This is a genomic window from Nocardia sp. CA-119907 (genome assembly GCF_050955995.1).
GTDB lineage: Bacteria > Actinomycetota > Actinomycetes > Mycobacteriales > Mycobacteriaceae > Nocardia.
Window position 1 is genome coordinate 2,578,997 of record NZ_CP192091.1, and the last position, 24,523, is coordinate 2,603,519.

Sequence of the window (24,523 nt, forward strand, 5' to 3'; positions counted from 1 at the left end):
CCGCGAACCCCTCGTGCCCGGATACGGTGTACGAGGGGTTTCGGCTGTCCGGACGCCGCGCGTTCATCCGCAATTCCCGAGCCTGACCGGGCGAGTTCGTTGCGTCCGAGGGGGGTCTTCTACCCACTCCGAAACCGAGTAGGGCAGGATAAGGGCGCTCTGTATGTGAGGGTCTTGGTATCCGAGAGCCTCCGCGTTGCCATCCGGCCCCTGCCGAGACCGAATCCACCGCAGAAGGAGACGAACACCCATGACGGACCCCGGGACAGACCGCCCAGGATATCGCCGGGTGCTTCTCAAACTGGGCGGCGAGATGTTCGGCGGTGGCAAGGTCGGGCTCGATCCTGACGTGGTGCAGACGGTCGCCGAGCAGATCGCCGAGGTGGTGTCCAGCGGCGTTCAGGTGGCCGTGGTGATCGGCGGCGGCAACTTCTTCCGCGGCGCCGAACTCGAGGAGCGCGGTATGGAACGGGCCCGCTCGGACTATATGGGCATGCTCGGCACGGTGATGAACAGCCTTGCGCTGCAAGACTTTCTGCAGCAGCAGGGCATCGACACCCGGGTGCAGACCGCGATCACCATGGGGCAGGTCGCCGAGCCGTATCTGCCGCTGCGCGCCAAGCGGCATTTGGAGAAGGGGCGGGTAGTCATCTTCGGCGCGGGCATGGGCATGCCCTACTTCTCCACCGACACCACCGCCGCCCAGCGCGCGCTGGAGATCGGCGCCGATGTGGTGCTGATGGCGAAGGCAGTCGACGGGGTGTTCACCGCCGATCCCAGGGTCGACGCGAGCGCCACCATGTACACCGAAATTACGCATAAAGAGGTCATCGAGCGTGACTTGAAGGTCGCCGACGCGACGGCCTTCAGCCTGTGTATGGATAACCAGATGCCCATCCTGGTGTTCAATTTGTTGACGAAGGGCAATATCGCCCGTGCGGTCGCCGGTGAGAAGATCGGCACATTGGTTCGGTCCTGACCCCGCGCCCGCGGATCATGACGATGACGACGCTGTGGAGGAAACGGTCGTGATTGAAGAAGCGCTCTTCGACGCCGAGGAGAAGATGGAGAAGGCCGTCTCGGTGGCGAAGGACGATCTGGGGTCCATCCGTACCGGTCGCGCGAATCCGGGAATGTTCCAACGGATCGTCATCGACTACTACGGTTCGCCGACCCCGATCACCCAGGTCTCGAGCATTACCGTGCCGGAACCGCGGATGGTGGTGATCAAGCCGTACGAGCAGTCGACTCTCGGCGCGATCGAAACCGCGATCCGTAATTCCGATCTCGGTGTCAATCCCACCAACAACGGTGACATCATTCGGATCTCGGTCCCGCAGCTCACCGAGGAGCGGCGCCGGGAACTGGCGAAGCAGGCCAAGGGTAAGGGCGAGGACGCCAAGGTCTCGATTCGCAATGTCCGCCGCAAGGCCATGGACGAACTATCGCGCATCCAGAAGGATGGCGAGGCGGGGGAGGACGAGGTCGGGCGCGCCGAAAAAGAGCTCGACAAGACCACCGCCAAATATGTGGGCCAAGTCGATGAACTGGTCAAGCACAAGGAAGCCGAACTGCTCGAGGTCTGAGGCCAGATCCGAGGACCCGCTCGGGCGGGGGACGAACGGAACGACGAGTTGAGCGACGGGACAATCGTGGCCGAGAACGCCGCCGCGACCGGTGCGGCCGAGGAGCCGAGGCCGGTCAACGGCACAGCTGATGATGCGATGGAAGGGCACGCGGTCGATGCCGCGATTCCGGACGCCGCACATTCTGAACCGGCGCTCGATGCACCCGCGAACTCCGGGTATGTGCGTGCTGAATCCGCGACGGCCGAATCATCGATCGATGAATCGGTGAGCGCTACGGCCCCGCACGAGGACTCCGCGGAACCTTCGCCTCCCGCCTCGCGTGCCGGTCGCAATCTGCCCGCCGCGCTGGCCGTCGGTTTCGGCCTCGGTCTGTCGCTCATCGCAATTCTGCTGTTCGTGCCGAAGGTGTTCATCGGAGTCGCGGCCACCGGGGTCGGCGTGGCCACCTGGGAGGTCGCCAAGCGGCTGCGGGAGGCGGATGTCCTGGTACCGCGGATTCCGCTCATCGTGGGCGGTCAGGCGGTGTTCTGGCTCGGCTGGCCATGGGGTGCCAGCGGCGTGGCAGGTGCCTTCGCGGCGACCACGCTGATCTGCATGGTGTGGCGGCTGTTCGATCACGGACTGCAGACCGCGCCGCGAAATTTCCTGCGCGACACCGCGATCGCCATCTTCACGTTGGCCTGGATTCCGCTGCTGGCGTCGTTCGCGACCCTGCTTCTCCTGGAACCCGACGGCAATCTGCGGGTGCTGACCTTCATGATTCTGGTGGTCTGCTCCGATGTCGGCGGTTACGTCGCCGGTGTGCTGTTCGGGCGGCATCCGATGGTGCCCGCGATCAGCCCGAAGAAGTCCTGGGAGGGTTTCTGCGGTTCGCTGGTGTTCAGCGTTATCGGCGGTCTGCTGACGGTCACCCTGCTGCTGGAGGCCAATTCGATGATCGGCGTGGTGCTCGGCGTCGGTCTGGTGCTGGTGGCCACCGTTGGCGATCTGATCGAATCGCAGGTCAAGCGGGAGTTGGGCATCAAGGATATGGGCACGTTGCTGCCCGGACACGGCGGCATCATGGACCGTCTCGATTCGATGCTGCCCTCGGCATTCGTGTCCTGGTTGGTGCTGTCCACGTTGATTTGAGTGAGCTGATTCGGCCCTACCGTGGTGGGGTCGGATCAGCTCGGCGCATTCCAGGGGTGCGGATCAGGACAGCGCTCGAGCCCTGCACCAAGACGATTGCCGGTTGTGTGGACATCGCAGACATCCTTTCCGCATCGTTGATCGGTCGGTACGTTCCGCAGCCACCGTCGAGGCGTCTGTCGATTGCGGCGCCGGTGCTAGCGCTTCACGGCTCGGCGGAGTTGGACGATGCGCACGCCGCCCACCAGAGCCATTACCAGTGCGCCGGCGATCACCGACAGCAGGACCATGATTCCGACCGGCAGGGAAAAGTCCCAGAAGAACAGATCCACCCGCTGCTCTTCCAGGTTCTGCAGAATGAAGATCAGCACCACGATCCCGATCAGCGCCGCGACGATCAGACCGACCCAGGTTTGGCCGGTTCGGGACTTCGCTACCGTCTTGCGGCCGGTCGGCTCGACGGTCGTGCTCCCGGTCGGCTCGACGGTCGTCCTCCCGGTCGGCTCGACGGTCTTGGGTCCGGTCGGCGACGGGGGTGCGACATCCTCCGTGCGCTCCGGCTCCGGCGACTCGGCGTGGCTGGTCATAGTCCGATCATTGTCGATCGCTATGGTCGGTGCAGGCGTTTCAGTGGCGGTTATCGGCATGTTGTGACATCGGATTACGGCCGCTCGCTAGTACTGGTGCCGGTCGATCGAACGTGACCTTCATCGCGTCCGGCGTCGTGATGCTCACCTTCGGTCGGAAGCCGGCGGGCGGGATGGGACACTGGAGGGACTATGACCGTCTCCCTGCCCCTCGTCTTCGATGCTCCGCGCCGTGGTATGCCGCCGCGGCATCTCGCCGACCTCGATGCCGACGGGCGCAAGGCCGTCGTCGAGGAACTCGGTCTGCCGAAGTTCCGCGCCGACCAGATCGCGCGCCAGTACTACGGACGCCTGCAGGCCGATCCGGAGCAGATGACCGACCTGCCCGCCGCGGTGCGCGACAAGATCGGCGAGTCGCTGTTCCCACCACTGATGTCGGTGGTCAAGCACGTCGCCTGTGACGGCGGCGAGACGCGAAAGACCCTGTGGCGCGCCGGCGATGGCACCCTGCTGGAGAGCGTGCTGATGCGCTATCCGGACCGCGCCACCCTCTGCATTTCCAGTCAGGCCGGCTGCGGTATGGCCTGCCCGTTCTGCGCCACCGGCCAGGGCGGCCTCAACCGCAACCTGTCCACCGCCGAGATCGTCGACCAGGTCCGCGCCGCGGCCGCCGCCATGCGTGACGGCGAGGTCGCCGGCGGTCCCGGCCGCCTGTCCAACATCGTTTTCATGGGCATGGGCGAGCCGCTGGCCAACTACAAGCGGGTGGTCGCCGCCGTCCGGCGCATCACCTCGCCCGCCCCCGACGGTTTCGGCATCTCCCAGCGCAATGTGGTCGTCTCGACGGTCGGCTTGGCCCCGGCCATCCGCAAACTGGCCGATGAAGACCTCTCGGTCACCCTGGCGGTGTCGCTGCATACGCCCGACGACGAATTGCGCGACACCCTGGTCCCGGTGAACAACCGCTGGCCGGTCGCCGAGGTGCTCGACGCGGCCCGCTACTACGCCGATAAGACCGGCCGCCGCGTCTCGATCGAGTACGCCCTGATCCGCGATATCAACGATCAACCGTGGCGTGCCGACATGCTCGGGCAGAAACTGCACAAGGCCCTCGGCTCGCGCGTACACGTCAACGTGATCCCGCTGAACCCGACCCCGGGCAGCAAATGGGACGCCAGCCCGAAACCCGTTGAGGCCGAATTCGTCCGGCGCGTCAACGCCCAAGGCGTCCCGTGCACTGTGCGCGACACCCGCGGTCAGGAGATCGCCGCGGCCTGCGGGCAGCTGGCCGCCGAAGGCTAGGCACGACAGCAACGAGACCATCGATCTGGGCGGTCCGATCGGTAAGGACGATCTTCGCGATGCGATGAACCGACCCTCATGCATGGACAAGATAGCTGCGTGGCTGAAGACCGCTCCGCTGAATTGACCCGGTTTCTCGTTGCGGTCAGGGCTGGACGAGGACTTTCAGGGCTTCGCGGTTGTCCATGGCTCGATAGCCGTCGGGGACGGCGTCGAGGCGGATCTCGCGGTCGAATACCTTGCCGGGGTGGACGGCGCCGTCGAGGACGCCGGGCAGCAGAGTGTCGATGTAGGCGCGGACGGGTGCGGGGCCGCCGGTGAGGGTGATGTTGGGGCCGAACAAGGTGCCGAACCCGACCGGTGCGTCCTCGTACTGGGGGACGCCGACGCGGCTGATCACGCCGCCGGGACGCACGACACCGATCGCCTGCTCGTAAGCGGGCAGGTGACCGACGGCTTCGATGACGACGTGGGTGCCGTCGTCGCCGGTGAGTTCGCGGACGGCGGCGATGCCCTCCGCGCCGCGTTCGGCCACGATATCGGTGGCGCCGAATTCGCGGCCGAGGTCGGTGCGGTCCTTGTGCCGACCCATGAGGATGATCCGTGGGGCGCCGAGCTGGTGGGCGGACAGCACGGCCAGCAGACCGACCGCGCCGTCGCCGATGACGGTGACCGTCGTGCGGTTGGTGACCCGGGCTTTGACGGCAGCGTGATAGCCCGTGCCGTAGACGTCCGACAAGGTCAGCAGCGACGGGAGCAGGGGTGAGTCCTCCTCGACAGGGACGGGGACGAGGGTGCCGTCGGCCAACGGGACGCGCACGGCCTCGGCCTGGCCGCCGCCGACATCGCCGGAGTTCCAGAAACCGCCGTGTCGACAGGAAGTCTGCAAACCCTCACGGCAGAAGTCGCAGGTGCCGTCCGACCATGCGAACGGGGCGATCACCAGATCACCCGGCCGGACGGTGTGCACGTCGGCGCCGATATCTTCGACGATGCCGATGAACTCGTGACCCATCGAGCTACCCGCGGGCGTGGGGGTCATGGAGTGGTACGGGTGCAGGTCCGAACCGCAGATGCAGGTGCGGACCACGCGCACGAGCGCGTCGGTGGGGTAGCGGATGGTCGGGTCGGGAACGTCGATGACGCGGACGTCGCCGGGGCCGTACAGGTAGGTCGCTCGCATGAGAATCCTTCGGAGTTCAGAATCCGGCGCGCCAGGACGACCACTGCGTCAGCGCGCCCCCGATGACCAGCCCCGGACTCGCACCGGGACCGGCCGTGGCGCCATACCGAGCGACCGCCCGCGCTCGCTGTCGGCCCTCCGGGAAACTCGCGGTCAGCAGCGATAGCGACGACGGAGCGACGATCGCGGCCCCCGGCGCCCTGCACCGCGCGCGCCGCGATGAGCCACCACGCTGCCGGTGCCGTACCGGACCAGCAGCGACGCCACCGCGAACAGCGCAAGCCCGAATGTCGTGCGCAACGGGAAACGCCGCCATTCGTGCGTTGTCGGCAAGTGAATGCTGGCTGATCAGGTACCAGTGGGCATCCGGTCATCACCGGTCAATGGCCGCCCGGATCGAGCAGTTCGCGGCCTTCGTCGGCTTTTACCCGGCGGTGTTCCGCGACTATGAGACCGCCGCCGCAGATCAGGCACAGTGCGGCGGCGATACCGGCCAGCACGGCCCAGCCCGCGAATCCGTAACCCGCGGCGGTCAGCGTCAGCGCGGCGCCCACGAGACCGACGAATATCAGGATCACACCGGGCCAGTTGCGGGTGTCTTCGATCAGTTCACCAGCGTGATTTCTGGTGGTACGGGCGCGATCAGGGAATTCAGGGCGCCGCGGCGTGTCGCGCGGTCCGGAATCAGGTCCAGAAAACATGGCGCGTCCTCTCTGGTCGGACGGGTCGGGTCGTTGGAGCGGTTACCCGCCGCATTCCGGATCAATCAGCAACGGTTCGGGTGCACCGGCGGCATGGAGCTGGTCTCGACAGATCGGTGTGAGTGTCACGGTCGCGGGTATGGCGGTCGAGAGGAGCCGGGCTGGCTCCCGTCCCCGATGCAGGAGGTGCACCATGGCCACCCGTCAGAAGGAAGACGTCGTCACGCTGCTGCTGGCGCAGCACGAACTGATCAAGGGACTGATCGAAAAGGTAGAGCTGGCGCAGGGGGAGGCCAAGCGCGAACCATTCGAAGATCTGGTCCGCACGCTGGCCGTACACGAGGCCGCCGAGCAGGCGGTGGTGCACCCGGCCTCGCGTCGCGCCTCGGTGCCCGACAGCGTCGTCGACAGCAGACTGCACGAAGAGGAGCGGGCCGAACAAGTGCTCGCCGAGCTGTACGAATTGGGTGTGCGACACGAGGATTTCGATGCGAAATTCCGGACCTTCGCCGCATCGGTGATCGAGCACGCGGAGCTGGAGGAAAAGGAGGAATTCGACCAGCTGCGCCAACAGATCTCCGCCAATGACAGCGCACTGCTCGCCGACGTGGTGCGAGTCGCCGAGGCGGTCGCCCCGACCCGCCCACATCCGCAGGCGGGTGCTTCGGCCCTGGCGAATATCGTTGCCGGACCGCCGCTCGCGATTTTCGACCGGGTTCGCGACGCGGTGCGCGATTGGCGTCGTAAGACCGAGTCATTGTGATCACCTCCGATCATCAATCGAACCGCCTCGCGAATGGCGATGCGAAGGGCTCGGGTGCGGCCGAATTCGTCCCCGCGGGGGCGGATCTGGCGCAGCTTCGCGCGGCGGCCCGCAAGTGTCGCGGCTGTGGGCTCTATCGGGCCGCCACCCAGACCGTATTCGGTACGGGCCCCTCCGACGCGGCGGTCGTGATGGTCGGCGAGCAGCCCGGCGATTACGAGGACCGGCAGGGACAGCCGTTCGTGGGCCCTGCGGGCCGACTTCTGGAACGGGCGCTCGAAGAGGTGGGTATCGATAGGGATGCGGTCTACCTGACGAACGCGGTCAAGCATTTCAAGTTCGTCGAGCGCGGCAAGCGGCGCATTCACAAGCAGCCGGGCCGCACCGAAGTCGTCGCCTGTTCGGCATGGCTGGCGGCGGAACTGCAAGTGGTCGAGCCCGCCCTGGTCGTATGTCTCGGTGCCGTCGCGGCGAAGGCGGTTCTCGGCACGGACTTCAAGGTGAGCGAGCGGCGCGGAGAGATGGTGGCGCTGCCCGCGTATCAGGTGATCGCGACGGTCCATCCATCTGCCGTGTTGCGCGCGCCCGACTTCGAATCCGCCTATTCGGATTTCGTTGCCGATCTGCGGAAGGTGCATGCTGCGATGTGATCCTGGCGGAAGGTTCGCTCGCGGTGAATCCTTTTCGCCGGTCCGCATCTCTCATACTTGTGTCGGCAACACGGTCGGCACGAGATCGGGAGGTTTGTCGTGATCATTGCCGCGATTGTCGTCGGGCTGCTGCTGATTTGCGCGTGCAGCATCACCGTGCTGCGTCGGTGGAGTCGGTCCCGTGGCTGAGGTGTGCTGGCCCGACGAACGTCTCGTCGCCGCGGCGCGGGAGGGCGATATCGAATCGATCACCACGCTGGTGTCCGGATCGCATCCGCATGTGCGGCGGTTCGCCTATTCGCTGTGCGCGTCGCCGGAGGATGCCGAGGATGCCGCGCAGGAGGCGTTGATCATTCTCTATCGCAAGATCGGGACATTGCGGGCGTCGGGGGCGTTGGCGTCGTGGATGTTTCGGATCGTGCGCAACGAATGTCTGCGCCAACTGCGGTTGCGCGTGCGCCGGGCGGAACCGATTCCGGATTCGACCACCGCGTCGGCGGAAGAGGAGGCGATCAATCGCTGGGAGGCCGAGCGGGTGGCCGCGGCGATCGCGGCGCTGCCCGGGGATCAGCGGCGGGTGCTGATCATGCGAGATGTGCAGGGATATAGCGGTCGAATGGTCGCGGATCTGCTCGGACTGAGTACCGCGGCGATGAAGTCGCGGTTGCACCGGGCGCGTTCGGCAGTGCAGGAGAGGCTGGAGGTCGGTAATGCGGACCGCATCGCGTAGCGATTCCATGGAGGCTGGTACTCGGGCGGCGGGTGGGCGCGATCAGTTCGCCAGTGCTTCGGTCTCGCGCCATTTGGCCCGTGGCGCAATCGGATTCGGTGCCGTGATCGGTTCGTTCGCGTTGCTACCGGCATTCGGCCCCGTCAGCCTGCTGCTCCTTCCGGTCGGCCTGGTCGCGCTGCGTGGCTGCCCGACCTGCTGGGCGATCGGATTGATCCAGACCCTCTCGCGGGGCCGGTTGCAGCGCTCGTGCACCGACGGGGCCTGTCAAGTGGTCACCACGAAACCCGGTGGGCCATAAGCACTTGGCAACAGACGCCTACCTGTGGGTGCGACTACGGCGCAGCCGCACCCTTCGTCGGGCTCCTGGGTTTTCTGAACGAGTGCGGAGCCGATAACTCGTGCGACCCTTCGCTGGTTCGTGGCGGATCACTATGTGCTGCTTGCGAATTCGCACGCTGTCTCGCGATCGGCACGCCTTGTGTGTTCACAACGAGTGCCGAGAGGGGATACGTCTGAAGACCGACCGGTCAGCCGCGGTTCTTGGCCGGGCGGTTGGAGGCGGCGCGTCGTTCGGCCTGCTGGGTTTTGATGCGCTCGTTTTCCTTCAGCACCGCCGCGTAGTTTTCGCGTTCGCGGATCAGCCACTCGGGCGGGTCGGCGAGGAGGGCGGCGATTTCCTCGGCGTTCATCGCATCGGAGACCTCGGCACGGGCCAGGCCGGTATTGGAAACGCCGAGTTTGCGGGCCACGATTTCGCGGGGGAAGGGGCCGGTTTTGCGGAGTTCGGTCAGCCAGGCCGGCGGATTGGTGCGCAGTTCTTCGAGTTCGGCGCGGGAGATCGGGGAATTGCGGAATTCCTCGGGCGTCGCCGGAAGGTAGATGCCGAGCTTGTTCGCCGCGGTGAGCGGCTTCATGGTCTGCGGTTTCTTATCCGGGCTCACCGGTACAGCCTAATGGGCGCGGCCGGATGCAGGTCCCCGGCCCCGAGGGCAATACCCTCATACGAATGAACCCCGAGTCCATCGACGTGACCCGCCTGCGCTGGTTTGTCGCGGTCGCCGAGGAACTGCATTTCGCGCGCGCGGCGAAATCGCTGCACATATCCCGGCAGCGGTTGAGCCATACGGTGATCGATTTGGAGCAGGAACTCGGGACCAAACTCTTTGTGCCCGGGGCACAGCCGACTCAGCTGACCGATGCCGGACAGCAATTGCTGCGCGCAGCCAAGGACATCATCGCCCGAGCCGAAGAGACCGAGCCGGTCGCCCAGCAGGAGGTTGTACTGCGGGTCGGCTTCGTGCCGGGTGTCACGGTCTCCAAGTGGACACGGATCTGGGGTGAGCGGTTTCCCGATACCGCGCTGGAGGTCGTTCCGATCCCGATGGCCGAGCAACTCGCGGCGCTGCGCGAGGGTCGGGTCGACGCCTGTTTTGTCCGCCTGCCGATCGATCGCGCTGGCCTGAGCGCGATTCCGCTGTATCGCGAACTGCCCGTCGTCGTGCTGCCCAAGGATCACATGCTGTCACTGTTCGAGCAGGTGGGCATGGGTGATCTGGAGGGCGAACGGATCCAGGACGCCAGCGATATCGATGCCGTCGCGGGCATCATGGAATTGGTGGCGGCCGGCGTCGGCGTCGCCATCGTCCCGCATTCCATCGCCCGCTTGCACGCCCGCCGCGACCTCGTCTATCGCACGATGATGGGGGTCCCGGATACCGAGATCGCACTGGCCTGGCCGAGCGCACTAGCCACCGACCTGATCGAAGAGTTCGTCGGCATCGTGCGCGGCCGGTCCGAGCGCAGCTCGCGCGCCGCGGCACAGCGCAAGAAGACCGAGCCGCCGAAGAAGTCCGGCGCCGAACGCTCGGCGGGCGGGCGCGGCGGTGCCGCCAAGGGGTTCGTCAAGAACCCTGGTGCCAAGAAAAAGCCCGCCAAGCGACGAGGGCGTTAGGCGGGCGAATCCCGAACCGGGTCAAAACCTTTCGGCGTGGACTACCGAGGCTTGCGGCGCAGGATCGAGTCGCGGATCATGACGCCCGCGATCAGGATGGCGAAGCCGATCAGGAACACGTCCTCGATATGGCCCTTGTGGTTGCCGATCGTCATGGCCAGCAGGATGAAGCAGACGATCCAGCCCGCGACGCGGAAGGTGCGGCGCGATTCCCCGCTCCAGCCCCACGCGGCGGACGGAACCTCGGCGGTGTCCACGTGGGTGACGATTGCACGGTCACTAGTGGGTTCGAGTTCCGTGGCGGCCACGATCGCTCCTTAGCTCGGTATGGGTGTTGCTGTCGATATCGTGGCATACGACCGCTCGTCGTAGCCAGCAGGGCTGTGTTTGATCGGTGGTGCTACGCGGTTGCGCAGGCTACCGCCTTCGGGCGCGTCGCTGGCCTCGCTGCCACAATGGGGCCGTGTCCGACATTGTGAGAGTCCTTCTGCTCGGCAGCACCGGTTCCATCGGTACCCAGGCGCTCGAGGTGATTGCCGCCAATCCCGATAAATTCGAGGTGGTCGGCCTGGCCGCGCGCGGCGGCAATACCGAGCTGCTCGCGGCGCAGATGGCCGCCACCGGGACCAGCAATGTCGCCGTCGCCGACCCGGCCGCCGGAACTCGACTCGACCTGGCACTGAGCGGCCCCGGCGCGGTCACCGAGCTGGTGCGCCGCACCGAGGCGGATGTCGTACTCAACGCATTGGTCGGTTCGCTGGGCCTGGAGCCGACCCTGGCCACCCTGCAAGCGGGCACCCGGCTGGCACTGGCGAATAAGGAATCCCTGGTCGCGGGCGGCTCCCTGGTGACCCGCGCCGCCGCACCCGGCCAGATCGTGCCGGTCGATTCCGAACATTCCGCGCTCGCCCAGTGCCTGCGCGGCGGCCGGGCCGAGGAGGTGGATCGGCTGGTCCTGACCGCGTCGGGCGGCCCGTTCCGCGGCTGGACCACCGAAATGCTGGAATCGGTGAATCCGGCCGAGGCGAAGGCGCATCCGACCTGGTCGATGGGGTTGATGAATACCCTGAATTCGGCATCGCTGGTGAACAAGGGCCTCGAACTGATCGAGACGCATCTGCTGTTCGGCGTGCCCTACGACCGCATCGACGTCACCGTGCACCCGCAGTCGATCGTGCATTCCATGGTGACCTTCACCGACGGCTCCACGCTGGCCCAGGCCAGTCCGCCCGATATGAAGCTGCCGATCGCACTGGCACTCGGCTGGCCCGATCGAGTGCCCGGCGCGGCCACGGCCTGCGATTTCAGCACCGCGTCGACCTGGGAATTCGAGCCGGTCGACAATGCGGTGTTCCCGGCCGTCGAATTGGCCAGGCAGGCCGGAACCGCGGGCGGCAGCGTTACCGCGGTCTACAACGCGGCCAATGAGATTGCGGTACAAGCCTTTCTGGACGGACACATCCGCTTCCCGGATATCGTGCGCACGGTCGCACGTGCCGTCGAGGCGGCCGATCAATGGCGCGCCGAACCCGAGACACTGCGAGACGTGCTGGCGGCCGACTCCTGGGCGCGCGACTACGCCCGCGCGCTCGTCGATCGGTGACCGGCAGCCCGCACCGAACGACCTTCGATGTGATCGGACGCGCCGTCGGATGCTGGCCTGGCAGACTTGGCAGCGAGTGGTGCTCGGTGTCCGGTTACTGTGGTCGGGGTGCTCGCGGCGCGGGAACGGATGCGCGTCCGCGGGTAGTCGCGGCCGCTGCGGGCGGCCGCACTTCATTTGAGGCGAGCTGCGCAACGCAGGAGGGCTGTACAGCAAATGGTGTTCGCGTTGGGGTTCGTACTGTTCGCCCTCGGCATCACGATTTCGATCGCGCTGCACGAATGCGGGCATATGTGGGCCGCCCAGGCCACCGGCATGAAGGTGCGGCGGTACTTCATCGGCTTCGGTCCCAAGGTGTTCTCCTTCCGGCGCGGTGAAACCGAATACGGCGTCAAGGCCCTCCCGCTCGGCGGCTTCTGCGATATCGCGGGCATGACCGCGCTGGACGAACTCGCGCCCGAGGATCTCGACCGCGCCATGTACCGGCAGGCCACCTGGAAGCGGCTGGTGGTGATGTTCGGCGGGATCGCGATGAATTTCCTGCTCGGCTTCATTCTGCTGGTCGTACTCGCTGTCGGCTGGGGGCTACCGCGCTTGGACCAGCCGCCCGCCACCACTATTGGCGCGATGAGCTGCGTGCCGCCGCAGAATCCGGATCAGTCGATGGTGCATTGTGACGGCACCGGGCCTGCGCAGCAGGCCGGACTGCAGCGCGGTGACGTGGTCAAGGCGGTCAACGGCGTGAAGGTGGACACCTGGCAGCAGTTCACCGCCGAAACACAGAAACAGACCGGCACGTTCACCTACATCATCGAACGCAACGGCCAGACCAAGACGATCGAGGTCACCCCGCAGCGTGTCACCCGTTACGCGCAGAAGAACGGACCGGGCAAGGAGGTCAGCGCGGTCGGCGTCGGCTCCGAGTACTACGAGCCGCTGCAGTACAACGCGTTGGCCGCGATCCCGGCGGCCGGTGCGTATACCGGGCAGGTATTCACTCGTACCTTCGTATCGCTGGCGCAGATGCCGCAGAAGGTTTCGGCGCTGTGGACCGCGGTGACCGGCGGCGAGCGTGATCCGGAGACGCCGGTCAGTGTGTACGGCGCCAGCAAGATCGGCGGCGAGACCGCGGAGCGCGGCCTGTGGAACGTCTTCATTTTGGTGCTGGCCAGCCTGAATTTCTTCCTCGGCGCGTTCAACCTGCTGCCGCTATTGCCGCTGGACGGTGGGCATATCGCGGTGGTGCTGTACGAGAAGGTGCGTAACACGATTCGCGGTTGGAAGGGGCTGGCGCCGGGCGCGCCGGTCGACTATCTGAAACTGTTGCCCGTCACCTATGTCGCGGTGGTGATAGGTGGCGCCTACATGCTGTTGACGATCGCCGCGGATATCATCAACCCGATCCGACTGTTCTAGGGTTGCGCGGCGACCTCATTGCGCTCACGCCATGGTTAGCATGAGCTGTGCGGAGAGAAGCTGGAGCGAGTCAGTATATCCATGAGGTACGGCTGGAGCCGGATACTCGCTCAGATGAATATCCGTTCTGCCTGCCCGTGGTGACGCACCTCGATCGAGCTAGTGGACTGACATTGGCACCGGGCGTGACCTTCCTGGTGGGCGAGAACGGTAGTGGGAAGTCGACCCTGATCGAAGCCATAGCGGTCGCCGCCGGGATGAATCCGGAAGGTGGCAGCCAGAACTACCGTTTCGCTACTCGTTCGACCGAGTCTTCGCTGGGCGAGCATCTTGTTCTGAGGTGGGGCATAAATAAACCGCGCAGCCGGTTCTTTCTTCGCGCCGAGTCGTTTTACAACGTTGCTACCGCAACCGAAATGCTCGGTCCGGATCAGTTGGCGGTCTTCGGCGGGATGTCGTTGCACGAACGTTCTCACGGCGAGTCGTTCGTGGATCTGGTGCGGCATCGTTTCTACCCAGATGGACTGTATCTGCTGGACGAACCTGAGGCGGCATTGTCACCCCGCGGCTGCATGGCGGTGCTGGCTCGACTGTCGGAACTGGTCGCTCAGCGGTGTCAAATCGTCGTGGCGACCCATTCGCCCATATTGCTGGCGTTGCCTGGAGCGACGATTTACGAGATCGCTGATGACGGTGAGATCGAGACGGTTGCCTACGACGACGCCCTACCGGTCCGACTGACAAGGGATTTTCTCGCTCAACCGGACCGATACCTCCGACATCTGCTCTAGCGAGGCCCGGATGTCAGCCGGGAGTCGCATGACGACTCGCCGATTGGGCAAATTGGTCGAACCCTCGGAACGTCTCTGCCTGTCATCGACCGGATCTACCCGAGGCTCGATGAGGCGACGTACCGCTTGACAGAACCCGTTGGCGCAGGCCAAGATTCGAGTTAGCCCTATTGGGGCAGGGGAGTTCATTTGGGAGGGATTCATGATCCGTCAGATCGCCGCCGTTGTCGTCGCGTGCGGCTTGGTTTGCGCCGTAGGTGCTCAATCTGCAGGTGCGACGGCAATCGCTCGAGAATTTCTCGACAGTTCAGGGGGGACGTATTCGGTAGCGGACCCTCATGCGATTGACGACAACTGGGAAGACACTGTAATCCGCCTGTTCAATTCTGCTCAAGAATGTGAGAACGTAAGGGCAAGTGGTGCCTACGGCCCGTATGTGAGGTGCGTCCCCTTGGCGAATGGGGTGACCGCGCTCGTCGGTAATCCGCAGCCGACTACCTGAATATCAAGGAAGCTTTCAGTGGACTGGCCAGACCGAATTATCAGCAGATAGACACTGGCCGTTTGGCCATCGGTGTGTTCGATATCCTGCCGCTGGCGCTCCTAACAGTTGGTCGGCGGCCAAATCGCGCTCCTCGTGTCGTATGGGATCTCGATCCCCGTACGGGCCACAACAGATCAGACATCAGGGGCCTATATCGAGCTGATCGACCATGAGGCCGTCGACTGCTGGCCTCGCTGTACTGGGTCGATATGGTACCGTCGTAGATCGACCGGTGGGCCGGAGGACTGTGCCCCAACGGCGTGTCAGGTGGTGGCCTCGAGCGTGACCCATCTCTGGTAGCGGACATCGTGATCCGATCCAGCTGTTTCGTTGACGCGATAAATCGCGGTAGCCTGTCGCGGGCCCCGGATCAGTGGCAATTCTGGACATTGAGCTGTTATGGCCCATGTCATGGCCGTCACAGGTGGACGCAACCCGCCTACGGCTAAGCTCGGTAGGCGAACGGCCCGATCAGAACGCACGAAAGTAGGCAGCCGAAAGTGACCAGCACAATCGGATTGGGGATGCCGACCGCACCAGCGGCCGTTCTCGCGCCTCGACGCAAGACCCGCCAGTTGATGGTCGGCAGTGTCGGCGTCGGTAGCGATCACCCGATTTCGGTGCAGTCGATGACCACCACCAAGACCCACGATGTCAACGCGACGCTGCAGCAGATCGCCGAGCTGACGGCCTCGGGCTGCGATATCGTGCGCGTCGCCTGCCCGCGCCAGGAGGACGCCGACGCACTGGCGACCATCGCGCGCAAGAGCCAGATCCCGGTCATCGCGGATATCCATTTTCAGCCGCGCTACATCTTCGCCGCGATCGACGCGGGTTGCGCCGCGGTGCGGGTGAACCCCGGCAATATCAAGGAATTCGACGGCCGCGTCGGCGAGGTGGCCAAGGCCGCTGGCGCGGCGGGCATCCCGATTCGCATCGGCGTGAACGCCGGTTCGCTGGACAAGCGGATGCTGGAGAAGTACGGCAAGGCGACTCCCGAGGCGCTGGTCGAATCGGCGCTGTGGGAGGCGAGCCTGTTCGAGGAGCACGGCTTCGGCGATATCAAGATCTCGGTCAAGCACAACGACCCGGTGGTCATGGTCGAGGCGTACCGCCAGCTGGCGGCCCAGTCCGACTACCCGCTGCACCTGGGTGTGACCGAGGCCGGTCCGGCGTTCCAGGGCACGATCAAATCCGCCGTCGCATTCGGCGCGCTGCTGGCCGACGGCATCGGCGACACGATTCGGGTCTCGCTGTCCGCGCCGCCCGCCGAGGAGGTCAAGGTCGGCGGGCAGATCCTGCAGTCGCTGAACCTGCGGCCGCGCAAGCTCGAGATCGTGTCCTGTCCGTCCTGCGGCCGGGCCCAGGTCGACGTGTACACCCTGGCCAATGAGGTGTCCGCGGGCCTGGAGGGCATGGAGGTTCCGCTGCGGGTGGCCGTCATGGGCTGCGTGGTGAACGGACCGGGCGAGGCGCGGGAGGCCGACCTCGGTGTCGCATCGGGCAATGGCAAGGGCCAGATCTTCGTCAAGGGGCAGGTCATCAAGACCGTGCCGGAGGCACAGATCGTGGAGACCCTGATCGAAGAGGCGATGCGCATCGCCGAGGAGATGGGCGAGCAAGTGGGTGCAGGCGAACCCGTCGTCACGGTGTCCAATTAGCCGCGCCCGCGGAGCCGCGAACGGTCGCTGGTAAGACTCGCTCCGTGGTTTGCTCGTACGGATCGACGCATCTCTTCTAGAGATCGACGTACCACTTCGAGTTGATTCATGGCAGGCTGTCGATGTGCGGAGTCTGCTGGAGCCGACGCGACGGGCCAAGGATGCCCCCGCGCGTCAGCTCGCAAACCGGGATCTGGCGCAGGTGCTTCGAGTTCTCGATAGCGATCCGGTCGCCTCGTGCATGGTGGCGGCACGGTTGCAGGAATTCGGGTTGGATACCGGCGCCGGATACGGCGAGCTGTGGAGCCGGGGTGGACCGTCGGAATCGTTGTGCTTCTCCGGTGCGAATCTGGTGCCGTTGCGCGGCAATGAGGATGCGCTGCGCGCGTTCGCGACGCGGGCGATCCGCTGGCCACGGGTGTGCTCGTCGGTGGTCGGACGCCAGGAGCTGACGCTGCCGCTGTGGGAGATGTTGTCCGCGCATTGGGGACCGGCACGGGAACTGCGCGGTGCGCAGCCGCTGCTCGCCCTCGGACAACCCGCATTGGCCACCGCCGATGCGCAGGTCCGCCGGGTCCGGCGGGACGAATTGGAACGCTATCTCAATGCGGCGATCGCCATGTTCATCGAGGAGGTCGGCGTCGACCCGCGCGCGGGCGATGGCGGCCGTGGCTACCGTCGCCGGATCCAGAGCTTGATCGAATCCGGCCGCGCCTGGGCACGTTTCGAGGACGGCGAAGTGGTGTACAAGGCCGAGGTCGGATCGCTGTCGCGGCGCACCGGGCAGATCCAGGGTGTCTGGGTGCATCCCGAACGTCGCGGCGCCGGACTCGGCACGCGCGGCACGGCCGCCGTCGCCAATGCGGTGGTGGCCTCGGGACGCACCGCCAGCCTGTACGTGAACGACTACAACAAGATCGCCCGCCGGGCCTACAGCCGCGTCGGATTCCGGCAGATCGCCACCTTCGCCACCGTTCTGCTCGACTGAATACGGCGTGTCGAACATCGGTGTGCCACAGCCGTTTGCCCGCGATTGGCTATACGATCGGTGCCGATGTCGAGACGTATGTTTCTCACGCTGGCCGTCGTGGCGCTCGTGGCGGCGGGAACCGGTTGTTCGGCCAGCCCGCAGGGACCGGTGCCCGCGGCCGACGCCTTTCTGGCCGCCTTCGCGAACCATGATGTCGCCGCTGCCGCCGAGCTGACCAGTCAGCCCGAGAAGGCAACCGCCGCACTGCGTTCCGCATGGGACGAATTACAGGCCGAGCAACTGAGCGCGCACAGCGGCGCGGCCAGGGTCACCGGCGACACCGCGACCGTCGACTACACCTACCAGTGGCGGCTGCCCAAGGACCGGATCTGGAAATACACCGGCCAGTTACAGATGGGCCGCAGCGATGGCCGCTGGATGGTGCGCTGGACCTCCTCCGATATCCATCCCAAACTCGGCGACACCCAGACCATGGCACTGCGCGCCAACCCGGCCCCGCGCGCCAGGGTAAATGAGCAGTCGGGCAGTGATGTGCTGGTGCCGGGCAAGGTATCCCGGGTCGCGTTCACCGTGGCGTCCGCACCGGATCCCGGGTACACCACGACCGCATTGGCGGCGGCGCTGCACCGCTTCGACGAGCGGCTCACCCCCGACGCGATCCTCAGCGCGGCGTACGGCGCCAAGGGCGCCTACACCGTCGCGCTCTTGAGCGAGAGTGAATTCGGCCAGGTCAGTGCCGATCTCATCGGTCTGCCCGGGGTAACGCTGACCCAGCAGTGGGATCTGGTCCCCACCGACCGCGATTTCGCGCCCGATCTGCTCGCACAGGTGCGCAAGACGGTGATAGCCGAGGTGGACGGCAAGGCGGGCTGGAGCATTGTCACCATGAATGCCAATGGCGCCGACACCGATGTGCTCACCGAGGTGCCCTCGCAACCCGCACCGTCGTTCTCGCTCAGCATCGACCGCAATGTGCAGAACTCCGCGCAGCGCGCCGTCGCGGCCCGCGAGGAGCAGACCATGATGGTGGTGCTGCGGCCATCGACCGGCGCGATTCTCGCTGTCGCACAGAACAGGGCGGCCGATCGCGACGGTCCGGTGGCGACCATCGGCCAGTATCCGCCGGGCTCGGTATTCAAGACGGTGACCGCGGCGGCCGCGATGTCGGCCGGAAAGGCGACGCCGGAAACGGTGCTGCCGTGCCCGAGTCGAATTGTCATCGGGGAGCGGACAATTCCGAACTACAATCTCTTCCAGCTCGGTGATGTGCCGATGGCGACCGCCTACGAGCGGTCCTGCAATACCGCGTTCGCGAAGCTGGCCAGTGAACTGCCGGGCGATGCTCTGCACGATACCGCTGCGAAGTTCGGTGTGGGACAGGGATATACGGTTCCCGGTCTGCCGACGGTATCGGGTTCGGTGCCACCGGCCGACGATTTGATCCAGCGCACCGAGGACGGCATCGGGCAGGGCAAGGTGGTGGTGAGTGCGTTCGGGATGGCGGTGCTCGCCGCGACCGTCGCGCGCGGTTCCGCACCGGTGCCGTATCTGATCGCCGGACGCACCACGGAGATCACGGGTGATCGGCCGGTCATCGGAGCAGAGGTGGTCGACGGGTTGCGCATGATGATGCGCAAAGTGGTCACCGGGGGTACCGCCGAACGCGTTGCCGACCAGGGCGAGGTGTACGGGAAGACGGGGGAGGCCGAGGTCGACGGTGGATCGCATTCCTGGTTCGTCGGCTATCGCGGGGATCTCGCCTTCGCGACCTTGCTCGTCAAGGGCGGCAGTTCGGATCATGCCGTCGCGGTGACGCGTGACATGCTCGCCGCCCTGCCCGCGGGTTACTGACCACGTCGGTGCGTGGTGCGGTGGCCGTGTTACGGCCGCGCTGGCCGCTCCGGCATTTCGTAACGCAGTGTGGTGGAACCGATTCGGATGACATCGCCGTGCGCGAGCGCGGTATCGGCACCGATCGGGACGCCATTGACGTACACGCCGTTCGCCGAATCCCGATCCCGGATGAAGATCCGGTTCTCGCGCGGCACGATGCGCGCGTGTTTGCGGCTGACCCTGGCATCGTCGAGCACGATGTCGTTATCCCATTCGCGGCCGATCCGCAGCCCGGTCGCCGGAATGGCGATCGCCTCACCGTCACCGACCCGCAGCCAGGCCTGGTGCAGCACATCGGGTAGATCCCGCTTGGTCGCACCCGGCGAGGAAATGACCGCCGGCAGCGCCTGCTGGCTGCGGATCGCCTCCTCGAGCGCGAGCGTGCGCGGATCCGGATCGATGCCCTGCTGGTCGGCGAGGTTGCGACGGATGCGCAGACAGGCGGCCAGCGCGTCGGCCTGTCGGCCGGCGCGGTACAGCGCGGAGATCAACAGTCGCCAGAGCCGCTCGTTCACCGCGTGTTCGGTGGTCAGCGCGGTCAGTTCGCCGAGGACAGCACCCTCGCGACCGCATGCGATATCCGCGTCCAGGCGGTCGGCGATGGCATTCAACCGGCGTTCGTCCACATCGGTGGCGAAATTGTCGAAGAAGCGCAGGCCGCGCAGCCCGGTGACGGCCTCGCCGCTCCATTCCGCGAGCGCGGCGGCGAAGCATTCGGCCGCGGTTTCCAGATCACCGGTGGTGAAGGCCAGTGAACCCTGGGTCCGCGACCGCTCGAAGCGGCCGACATCGCACTGGTCATCGGTGATATCGAGGAGATATCCGGCGTGTACGGTGCGCAGGATGGCCCGGTCGTCGACCCCGGCCGAACGCAGAATGGTGCGCAGATTCGAGACATAGGCGTAGAGGCCGTCGAGGGCGCGATTGGGCATCTCGTCATCCCAAATACTGTTCGCCAGTGTGGTTTTCGCGACGGCACTGCGGCGGTTGATGACGAGTATGGCGAGCAGGGCGCGGAGTTTGGCACCGGGTAGTGGTATCGCCTGATCGTCGACCAGCAGGCGCACCGGTCCGAGCACTCGAAGATCGAGCGACGGTCGATTCGAGCTCGCAGAGCCCACTTGATTCCCTCCGAACGCAATTCTGCTTCCGGACCGCCTGTGTCCACGGTTGTTTCGCCGACCGGAAGCGTCACGCGATGGATTCAGCATACGCATCGAAGCAATCCCTTTGGCCGCGTCGGTCCGCGGTGACTACGCCCTCGGCGAAACTGCTAGTCGCCGTGGGTAATTCGGTTCGATACTGTGAATCGTCCACCGCGGCGGTGGACGTCATTGGCGATCTTGCTGGAGTGTTGACCCGGATGGACGATGTACTGCTGACCCCGCCGGATGCGGCTGAAGTCGCACTGCTCGCGAGCGGTGTGGTGGCCGCGGCGGGCGGTGAAGATGGATTGACCCCGCTGCAGCAGTTGCTGATCCCATCGTTGTTTCTGTCGATGACCGGCCATCGCGTCGATCTGGAGACGCTGCGGCCCATCGATGCCGAGACCTTCGCGGTCGGGCTGGCCCGGCGCAACCGGATCTTCCGCGAGCGGATCGTGCAGACCATGTTGCTGTCCGCACTGGTGGTGCGGCCGCTACCGCCCGGGGTCGCGACCAAACTGCGGGAGTTCGCCGATGCGCTCGAGGTCGACGACGACATGATCGCGGTGGCGCAGAAGTACGCCGAGGGCGCGATCGAACTGGCCGCGGTCGACTTCGACCGCAACGGTTACCTCGGCGGACTGGATCCGAGCCGGTTGACCGCGCTGCACACCGAAAGCCTGGATTCGTCCTGGGGGCAGGTCAGCGACGATCCGGCCTTGGCGGCGCGCTGGGCCACCCTGCGCGAGCTGCCGGTCGGCACGCTCGGGCGCGGCGTATCGGATTTCTATGCCGACCGCGGCTTCGTCACCCCGGGTCTGCCGGGTTCGGCGCCGCCGCTGCTGGCCCAGCACGATTGGGTGCATGTGCTCGCGGGATACGGCACCACCCTGGAGAACGAGATCGAGGTGTTCGCGTTCATGGCGCGCGCCAATGACGATCCGCGCGCGTTCAGCCTGCTGGCCATGGTGATTTCGCTGTTCGAGACCGGCTATCTGCATGCGGGTGCGGGGTTGTTCGAGGCCAACGAGGGACATCTGAGCACCGCGGGCATGGCGACCCGCCTCGGCGATGCCATGCGTCGTGGTGCGTTGACCCACGGCAGTTACGACTTCCTGGACCTGGACTGGTTCGCACTGGCCGACCGTCCGATCGCGGTGGTGCGCAATGAGATCGGTTTGGCGCCGAAGGCGGCCGAGGCCATTGCGGCGGGTTCGGTCGGTGCCTGGGAAGCGGGCGGTATCACGCCGTACCAGCTCCATTCGGCCGAGGCCGCCGCGAAGGCCGACGGGCGGCTCTACATTCCCTGGCGCCCCGACCCAGCGCGCGACTGACCTGGCACACCGCTTTGCGACTCGGTCACCGCGCGGACGTGCGGTGACCAACCGGGATCTGCGGGGTCAGGCGCGGTGGAGAGTTGCGGCGAGGTGGTGGGTGAGTGGTTCGCCGACCGCGGCCATCCGCAGCGTGTATTCGATGGTGTCATCGGTCAATACGATCGAACGGCCGAGAGCGGTCACCACTTTCGCGGTGCTGCTGCGGCCGATGCTGGTCGATTCGAACTCCATCTGCAGCGCACCGTCGGCAATGGTGAGGCTGCCCTCACAGATCTCGGTGATACCGGTCGGATGCGCCAGGATCAGCTCGACGTGATCCGGGCGCGGGCAGCGCAGATAACCGGTTTCGGCGTGCATGGGGCGGCTGCCGTCGGCGGCGCGGGTGCGCTGGCGGTAGGTGAGGAACGGTCGGCCGAGATGGCCGAATTTGATTTCCTCGACATAGTCGAAGGATTCGATGGTCGGGTATTCACCGTGCCCCGGGCCGCGCCATGTGCCGAGTAGCGCGGCGAGCGGAGCGATATCGGGATGGGGTGCGACGGAAGGCTGGGGGGCGACCACGGGCGACAGCTTAAACCTGTCGATTCCCGGGTGTTCCCATACTGTCTAAATTCCGCCAAGCTAAGGTTAGCATCGCCTAATCGCCATATGAGGGCAGCGAAGGCTGGAAAGGACGAAGATGTTGAACGGACGCTGGAGTGAATCGCGCCGGAACGGTGCGTGGCGGTCCCGGACCCGCAATGGTCTGCTGCGCGTATCGGTGCTGGGTGCGGCCCTGGTCGTCGCTGCGGCATGCTCGGATTCGAAGTCGTCGAGCGACGATGTGCCCGCCCTGGACGGCAATCACTACGCGCAGACCAACCTCGCCGCCAATAAGGCCGAATACAAGGCGCAGTACACCTTCCCCGACATGGTGAATGCCTGGGGCCTGGCCGATCGCCCCAAGGGTGCGGGCGGGCACTTCTGGGTCGGCGCGGGCGGCAAGTCCTTCCAGTTCGTCGGCGATGTCAGCGCGTCGGCGGATCCCAAAGTGCAGAAGCTGTTCCAGGATCCGCTGAAGATCGTGACGATTCCGGGCGCGGACGCCGACACCTCGGATAAGAGCATCGGCAAGACCACCGGCGTCGTCTTCAACGGCGCGCCGATCACCTCGGATGTGTTCGTCGTGCGTGATCAGCCGGTGGACGCGGATGGCGGCCCGCTGCTGCTGACCGGTTCGTCGCGGTTCATATTCGCCACCGACTCCGGCAAGATCTCGGCGTGGACCGAACTCGGCCCGGAGGGCGCGATCATCCGCCACGACGGTCCCGCGAATCTGGTCTTCGACGGCGAATCGCAGGGTATGGCGTTCTTCGGCATCGCGCTGACGCCGTCCGCCGATAAGCTGCTCGCCGCCGACTTCGGCGAGAACCCGCAGATCCGCACATTCGACAAGGACTGGCAGCTGATTCCGACCGTCGGCTTCGCCAACCCGTTCGCCACCGGCGACCAGATCGATACGGCGGCACCGGAAAAGGGTAAGAAGGCCAAGCCCGGCGATCCGGCCCCGTTCAATGTGACCACCATCGGCAACCGCGTCTTCGTCGCCTACGCCGACACCAAGCCCGACGAGCAGGACGCGACGAAGTTCGACAAGGCCGAAGAGGATTCCCTCGACAAGGACCAGGAGAAGGACGCCAACGGTAAGCCCGCCAAGGGCAAGCTCGCCGAGTTCGACGCCAACGGCAAGCTCGTCCGCATCCTCGACGACGGCGGTCGTCTCAACGCGCCGTGGGGTGTCGCGGTGGCTCCCGCGAACTTCGGTCCGCTCAGCGGCAAGCTGCTCGTCGGCAATTTCGGCGGCCTCGGCCATGTGCTCGCCTACGACGACGCCACCGGCAAGTTCGTCGACTACCTGCGCGATGAGAAGGGTAAGCCGGTCGAGATCCCTGGTCTGTGGGCCCTGATGTTCGGCAATGGTGAGAGCCTCGGCGACGCCGACTCGCTGTACTTCACCGCCGGGCCGGAGGACGAGAAGGAAGGTCTGTTCGGCAAGCTTCGGTTGAAGTAACGCTGCCCCCGAAGGCGGTTCCCGGATGTGCTCCGGGGGCCGCCTTCGTCGTATCCGCCATCCGGAACCGCATGTGAGGTGCGGCTCCCGAGCCGGACCGCGGCTAGTCGGGCAGTGCTGGGGTCCAGCGTTCGGACCAGTCCCAGAGTGGTTGCAGGGCTTGGGTGAGTTCTTGTCCGGCAGGGGTCAGTTCGTAGGTTTTGTCCGGATTCTTGATGATCACGCCCGCGGACTGCAGGTGTTGCAGGCGAGTGGAAAGCATGCTCGATGAGCAGTTGCCCATGCGGCGGCGCAGTTCGAGGAAGCCCAGGCGGCCGGGTTCGAGTTCCCATAGGACGCGCAGGATCCAGCGTTGGCCGATGAGGTCCATGGTCGCCAGCATCGGCGCGTGCGCCGGGTCGGTTCGACCCCTGGACGGTTTCGCTCCGCTTGCACTTCTCATTTCGAACTACCATAGTGATTCTAAATTAGAAGCGTTGCTGTGGGCTGATCGGCGAGAGGG

The 24,523-nt window shown here is 65.7% G+C and carries 25 protein-coding genes; 17 read left to right on the forward strand and 8 right to left on the reverse strand.

Going from position 1 to position 24,523, the window contains the following annotated elements; translation table 11 throughout:
• The first annotated feature begins 250 nt into the window (after positions 1–250).
• The 3 genes from pyrH to ACQP2D_RS11585 are packed head-to-tail and all read left to right on the forward strand — an operon-like array spanning position 251 to position 2,720.
• The gene (gene pyrH, locus ACQP2D_RS11575; protein ID WP_433683709.1) at positions 251–979 is read left to right on the forward strand and encodes a UMP kinase; all 729 of its coding nucleotides are present in this window, start codon (positions 251–253) and stop codon (positions 977–979) included.
• A 49-nt stretch (positions 980–1,028) separates the two neighbouring features.
• Entirely contained in the window at positions 1,029–1,586 is a 558-nt protein-coding gene (frr, locus tag ACQP2D_RS11580; protein ID WP_040693344.1) for a ribosome recycling factor, read from the forward strand.
• 48 nt (positions 1,587–1,634) lie between these two features.
• The gene (locus ACQP2D_RS11585; RefSeq protein ID WP_433683710.1) at positions 1,635–2,720 is read left to right on the forward strand and encodes a phosphatidate cytidylyltransferase; all 1,086 of its coding nucleotides are present in this window, start codon (positions 1,635–1,637) and stop codon (positions 2,718–2,720) included.
• A gap of 197 nt (positions 2,721–2,917) precedes the next feature.
• Here the strand turns inward: ACQP2D_RS11585 and ACQP2D_RS11590 are convergent, their stop codons facing one another.
• The gene (locus tag ACQP2D_RS11590; protein WP_433683711.1) at positions 2,918–3,307 is read right to left on the reverse strand and encodes a lipopolysaccharide assembly protein LapA domain-containing protein; all 390 of its coding nucleotides are present in this window, start codon (positions 3,305–3,307) and stop codon (positions 2,918–2,920) included.
• A gap of 192 nt (positions 3,308–3,499) precedes the next feature.
• On the opposite strand from ACQP2D_RS11590, the gene rlmN reads away from it, so the two are divergent.
• Complete coding sequence (gene rlmN, locus ACQP2D_RS11595) at positions 3,500–4,609, forward strand: 23S rRNA (adenine(2503)-C(2))-methyltransferase RlmN (RefSeq protein WP_433683712.1); 1,110 nt, start codon at positions 3,500–3,502, stop codon at positions 4,607–4,609.
• Between the two features lie 145 nt (positions 4,610–4,754).
• Here the strand turns inward: rlmN and ACQP2D_RS11600 are convergent, their stop codons facing one another.
• Complete coding sequence (locus tag ACQP2D_RS11600) at positions 4,755–5,792, reverse strand: alcohol dehydrogenase catalytic domain-containing protein (RefSeq protein ID WP_433683713.1); 1,038 nt, start codon at positions 5,790–5,792, stop codon at positions 4,755–4,757.
• A gap of 380 nt (positions 5,793–6,172) precedes the next feature.
• Positions 6,173–6,493 carry a hypothetical protein gene (locus ACQP2D_RS11605; protein WP_433683714.1) on the reverse strand — a complete coding sequence of 107 codons (321 nt, stop codon included), beginning with the start codon at positions 6,491–6,493 and terminating at the stop codon, positions 6,173–6,175.
• A gap of 193 nt (positions 6,494–6,686) precedes the next feature.
• Between ACQP2D_RS11605 and ACQP2D_RS11610 the strand changes: the two genes are divergently transcribed.
• The 4 genes from ACQP2D_RS11610 to ACQP2D_RS11625 all read left to right on the forward strand — a co-directional run bounded on the left by ACQP2D_RS11610 (position 6,687) and on the right by ACQP2D_RS11625 (position 8,937).
• Positions 6,687–7,256 (forward strand): hemerythrin domain-containing protein, encoded by a 570-nt coding sequence (locus ACQP2D_RS11610; RefSeq protein WP_433683715.1) that lies wholly within the window; start codon positions 6,687–6,689, stop codon positions 7,254–7,256.
• On the forward strand, positions 7,256–7,906 hold the full coding sequence (locus ACQP2D_RS11615; RefSeq protein WP_433685614.1) for a UdgX family uracil-DNA binding protein: 651 nt from the start codon (positions 7,256–7,258) through the stop codon (positions 7,904–7,906). The genes ACQP2D_RS11610 and ACQP2D_RS11615 overlap by 1 nt, the downstream gene beginning before the upstream one ends.
• Before the next feature lie 181 nt (positions 7,907–8,087).
• Positions 8,088–8,636 carry an RNA polymerase sigma factor gene (locus ACQP2D_RS11620; protein ID WP_433683716.1) on the forward strand — a complete coding sequence of 183 codons (549 nt, stop codon included), beginning with the start codon at positions 8,088–8,090 and terminating at the stop codon, positions 8,634–8,636.
• A gap of 7 nt (positions 8,637–8,643) precedes the next feature.
• On the forward strand, positions 8,644–8,937 hold the full coding sequence (locus ACQP2D_RS11625; protein ID WP_433683717.1) for a hypothetical protein: 294 nt from the start codon (positions 8,644–8,646) through the stop codon (positions 8,935–8,937).
• A 229-nt stretch (positions 8,938–9,166) separates the two neighbouring features.
• Here the strand turns inward: ACQP2D_RS11625 and ACQP2D_RS11630 are convergent, their stop codons facing one another.
• On the reverse strand, positions 9,167–9,580 hold the full coding sequence (locus ACQP2D_RS11630; protein WP_433683718.1) for a DUF5997 family protein: 414 nt from the start codon (positions 9,578–9,580) through the stop codon (positions 9,167–9,169).
• Between the two features lie 65 nt (positions 9,581–9,645).
• On the opposite strand from ACQP2D_RS11630, the gene ACQP2D_RS11635 reads away from it, so the two are divergent.
• A complete protein-coding gene (locus tag ACQP2D_RS11635; RefSeq protein WP_433683719.1) occupies positions 9,646–10,590 on the forward strand; it encodes a LysR family transcriptional regulator in 945 nt (314 codons plus the stop codon).
• Between the two features lie 41 nt (positions 10,591–10,631).
• Here ACQP2D_RS11635 and ACQP2D_RS11640 read toward each other — a convergent pair whose 3' ends face one another.
• Positions 10,632–10,898, reverse strand: coding sequence for a DUF2631 domain-containing protein (locus ACQP2D_RS11640; RefSeq protein WP_433683720.1), 267 nt, complete (start codon positions 10,896–10,898; stop codon positions 10,632–10,634).
• A 155-nt stretch (positions 10,899–11,053) separates the two neighbouring features.
• Between ACQP2D_RS11640 and dxr the strand changes: the two genes are divergently transcribed.
• The 6 genes from dxr to ACQP2D_RS11670 all read left to right on the forward strand — a co-directional run bounded on the left by dxr (position 11,054) and on the right by ACQP2D_RS11670 (position 19,447).
• Entirely contained in the window at positions 11,054–12,193 is a 1,140-nt protein-coding gene (gene dxr / locus ACQP2D_RS11645; protein ID WP_433683721.1) for a 1-deoxy-D-xylulose-5-phosphate reductoisomerase, read from the forward strand.
• Positions 12,194–12,409: 216 nt separating this feature from the next.
• Complete coding sequence (locus ACQP2D_RS11650; protein WP_433683722.1) at positions 12,410–13,609, forward strand: M50 family metallopeptidase; 1,200 nt, start codon at positions 12,410–12,412, stop codon at positions 13,607–13,609.
• Between the two features lie 47 nt (positions 13,610–13,656).
• A complete protein-coding gene (locus tag ACQP2D_RS11655; protein WP_433683723.1) occupies positions 13,657–14,400 on the forward strand; it encodes an AAA family ATPase in 744 nt (247 codons plus the stop codon).
• Positions 14,401–15,444: 1,044 nt separating this feature from the next.
• Entirely contained in the window at positions 15,445–16,605 is a 1,161-nt protein-coding gene (gene ispG, locus ACQP2D_RS11660; protein ID WP_433683724.1) for a flavodoxin-dependent (E)-4-hydroxy-3-methylbut-2-enyl-diphosphate synthase, read from the forward strand.
• A 124-nt stretch (positions 16,606–16,729) separates the two neighbouring features.
• Positions 16,730–17,593, forward strand: coding sequence for a GNAT family N-acetyltransferase (locus tag ACQP2D_RS11665; RefSeq protein ID WP_433683725.1), 864 nt, complete (start codon positions 16,730–16,732; stop codon positions 17,591–17,593).
• A gap of 66 nt (positions 17,594–17,659) precedes the next feature.
• A complete protein-coding gene (locus ACQP2D_RS11670; protein ID WP_433683726.1) occupies positions 17,660–19,447 on the forward strand; it encodes a penicillin-binding transpeptidase domain-containing protein in 1,788 nt (595 codons plus the stop codon).
• Between the two features lie 29 nt (positions 19,448–19,476).
• Here ACQP2D_RS11670 and ACQP2D_RS11675 read toward each other — a convergent pair whose 3' ends face one another.
• On the reverse strand, positions 19,477–20,568 hold the full coding sequence (locus ACQP2D_RS11675; protein WP_433683727.1) for a BTAD domain-containing putative transcriptional regulator: 1,092 nt from the start codon (positions 20,566–20,568) through the stop codon (positions 19,477–19,479).
• 284 nt (positions 20,569–20,852) lie between these two features.
• Here ACQP2D_RS11675 and ACQP2D_RS11680 point away from each other — a divergent pair, with 284 nt between their 5' ends.
• The gene (locus ACQP2D_RS11680; RefSeq protein ID WP_433683728.1) at positions 20,853–21,968 is read left to right on the forward strand and encodes a hypothetical protein; all 1,116 of its coding nucleotides are present in this window, start codon (positions 20,853–20,855) and stop codon (positions 21,966–21,968) included.
• 66 nt (positions 21,969–22,034) lie between these two features.
• Here ACQP2D_RS11680 and ACQP2D_RS11685 read toward each other — a convergent pair whose 3' ends face one another.
• The gene (locus ACQP2D_RS11685) at positions 22,035–22,541 is read right to left on the reverse strand and encodes a peroxynitrite isomerase (RefSeq protein WP_433685615.1); all 507 of its coding nucleotides are present in this window, start codon (positions 22,539–22,541) and stop codon (positions 22,035–22,037) included.
• 109 nt (positions 22,542–22,650) lie between these two features.
• Here ACQP2D_RS11685 and ACQP2D_RS11690 point away from each other — a divergent pair, with 109 nt between their 5' ends.
• Complete coding sequence (locus tag ACQP2D_RS11690; RefSeq protein WP_433683729.1) at positions 22,651–24,021, forward strand: TIGR03118 family protein; 1,371 nt, start codon at positions 22,651–22,653, stop codon at positions 24,019–24,021.
• Between the two features lie 103 nt (positions 24,022–24,124).
• Here the strand turns inward: ACQP2D_RS11690 and ACQP2D_RS11695 are convergent, their stop codons facing one another.
• Positions 24,125–24,463 carry a winged helix-turn-helix transcriptional regulator gene (locus ACQP2D_RS11695; RefSeq protein WP_433683730.1) on the reverse strand — a complete coding sequence of 113 codons (339 nt, stop codon included), beginning with the start codon at positions 24,461–24,463 and terminating at the stop codon, positions 24,125–24,127.
• Positions 24,464–24,523: the final 60 nt, after the last annotated feature.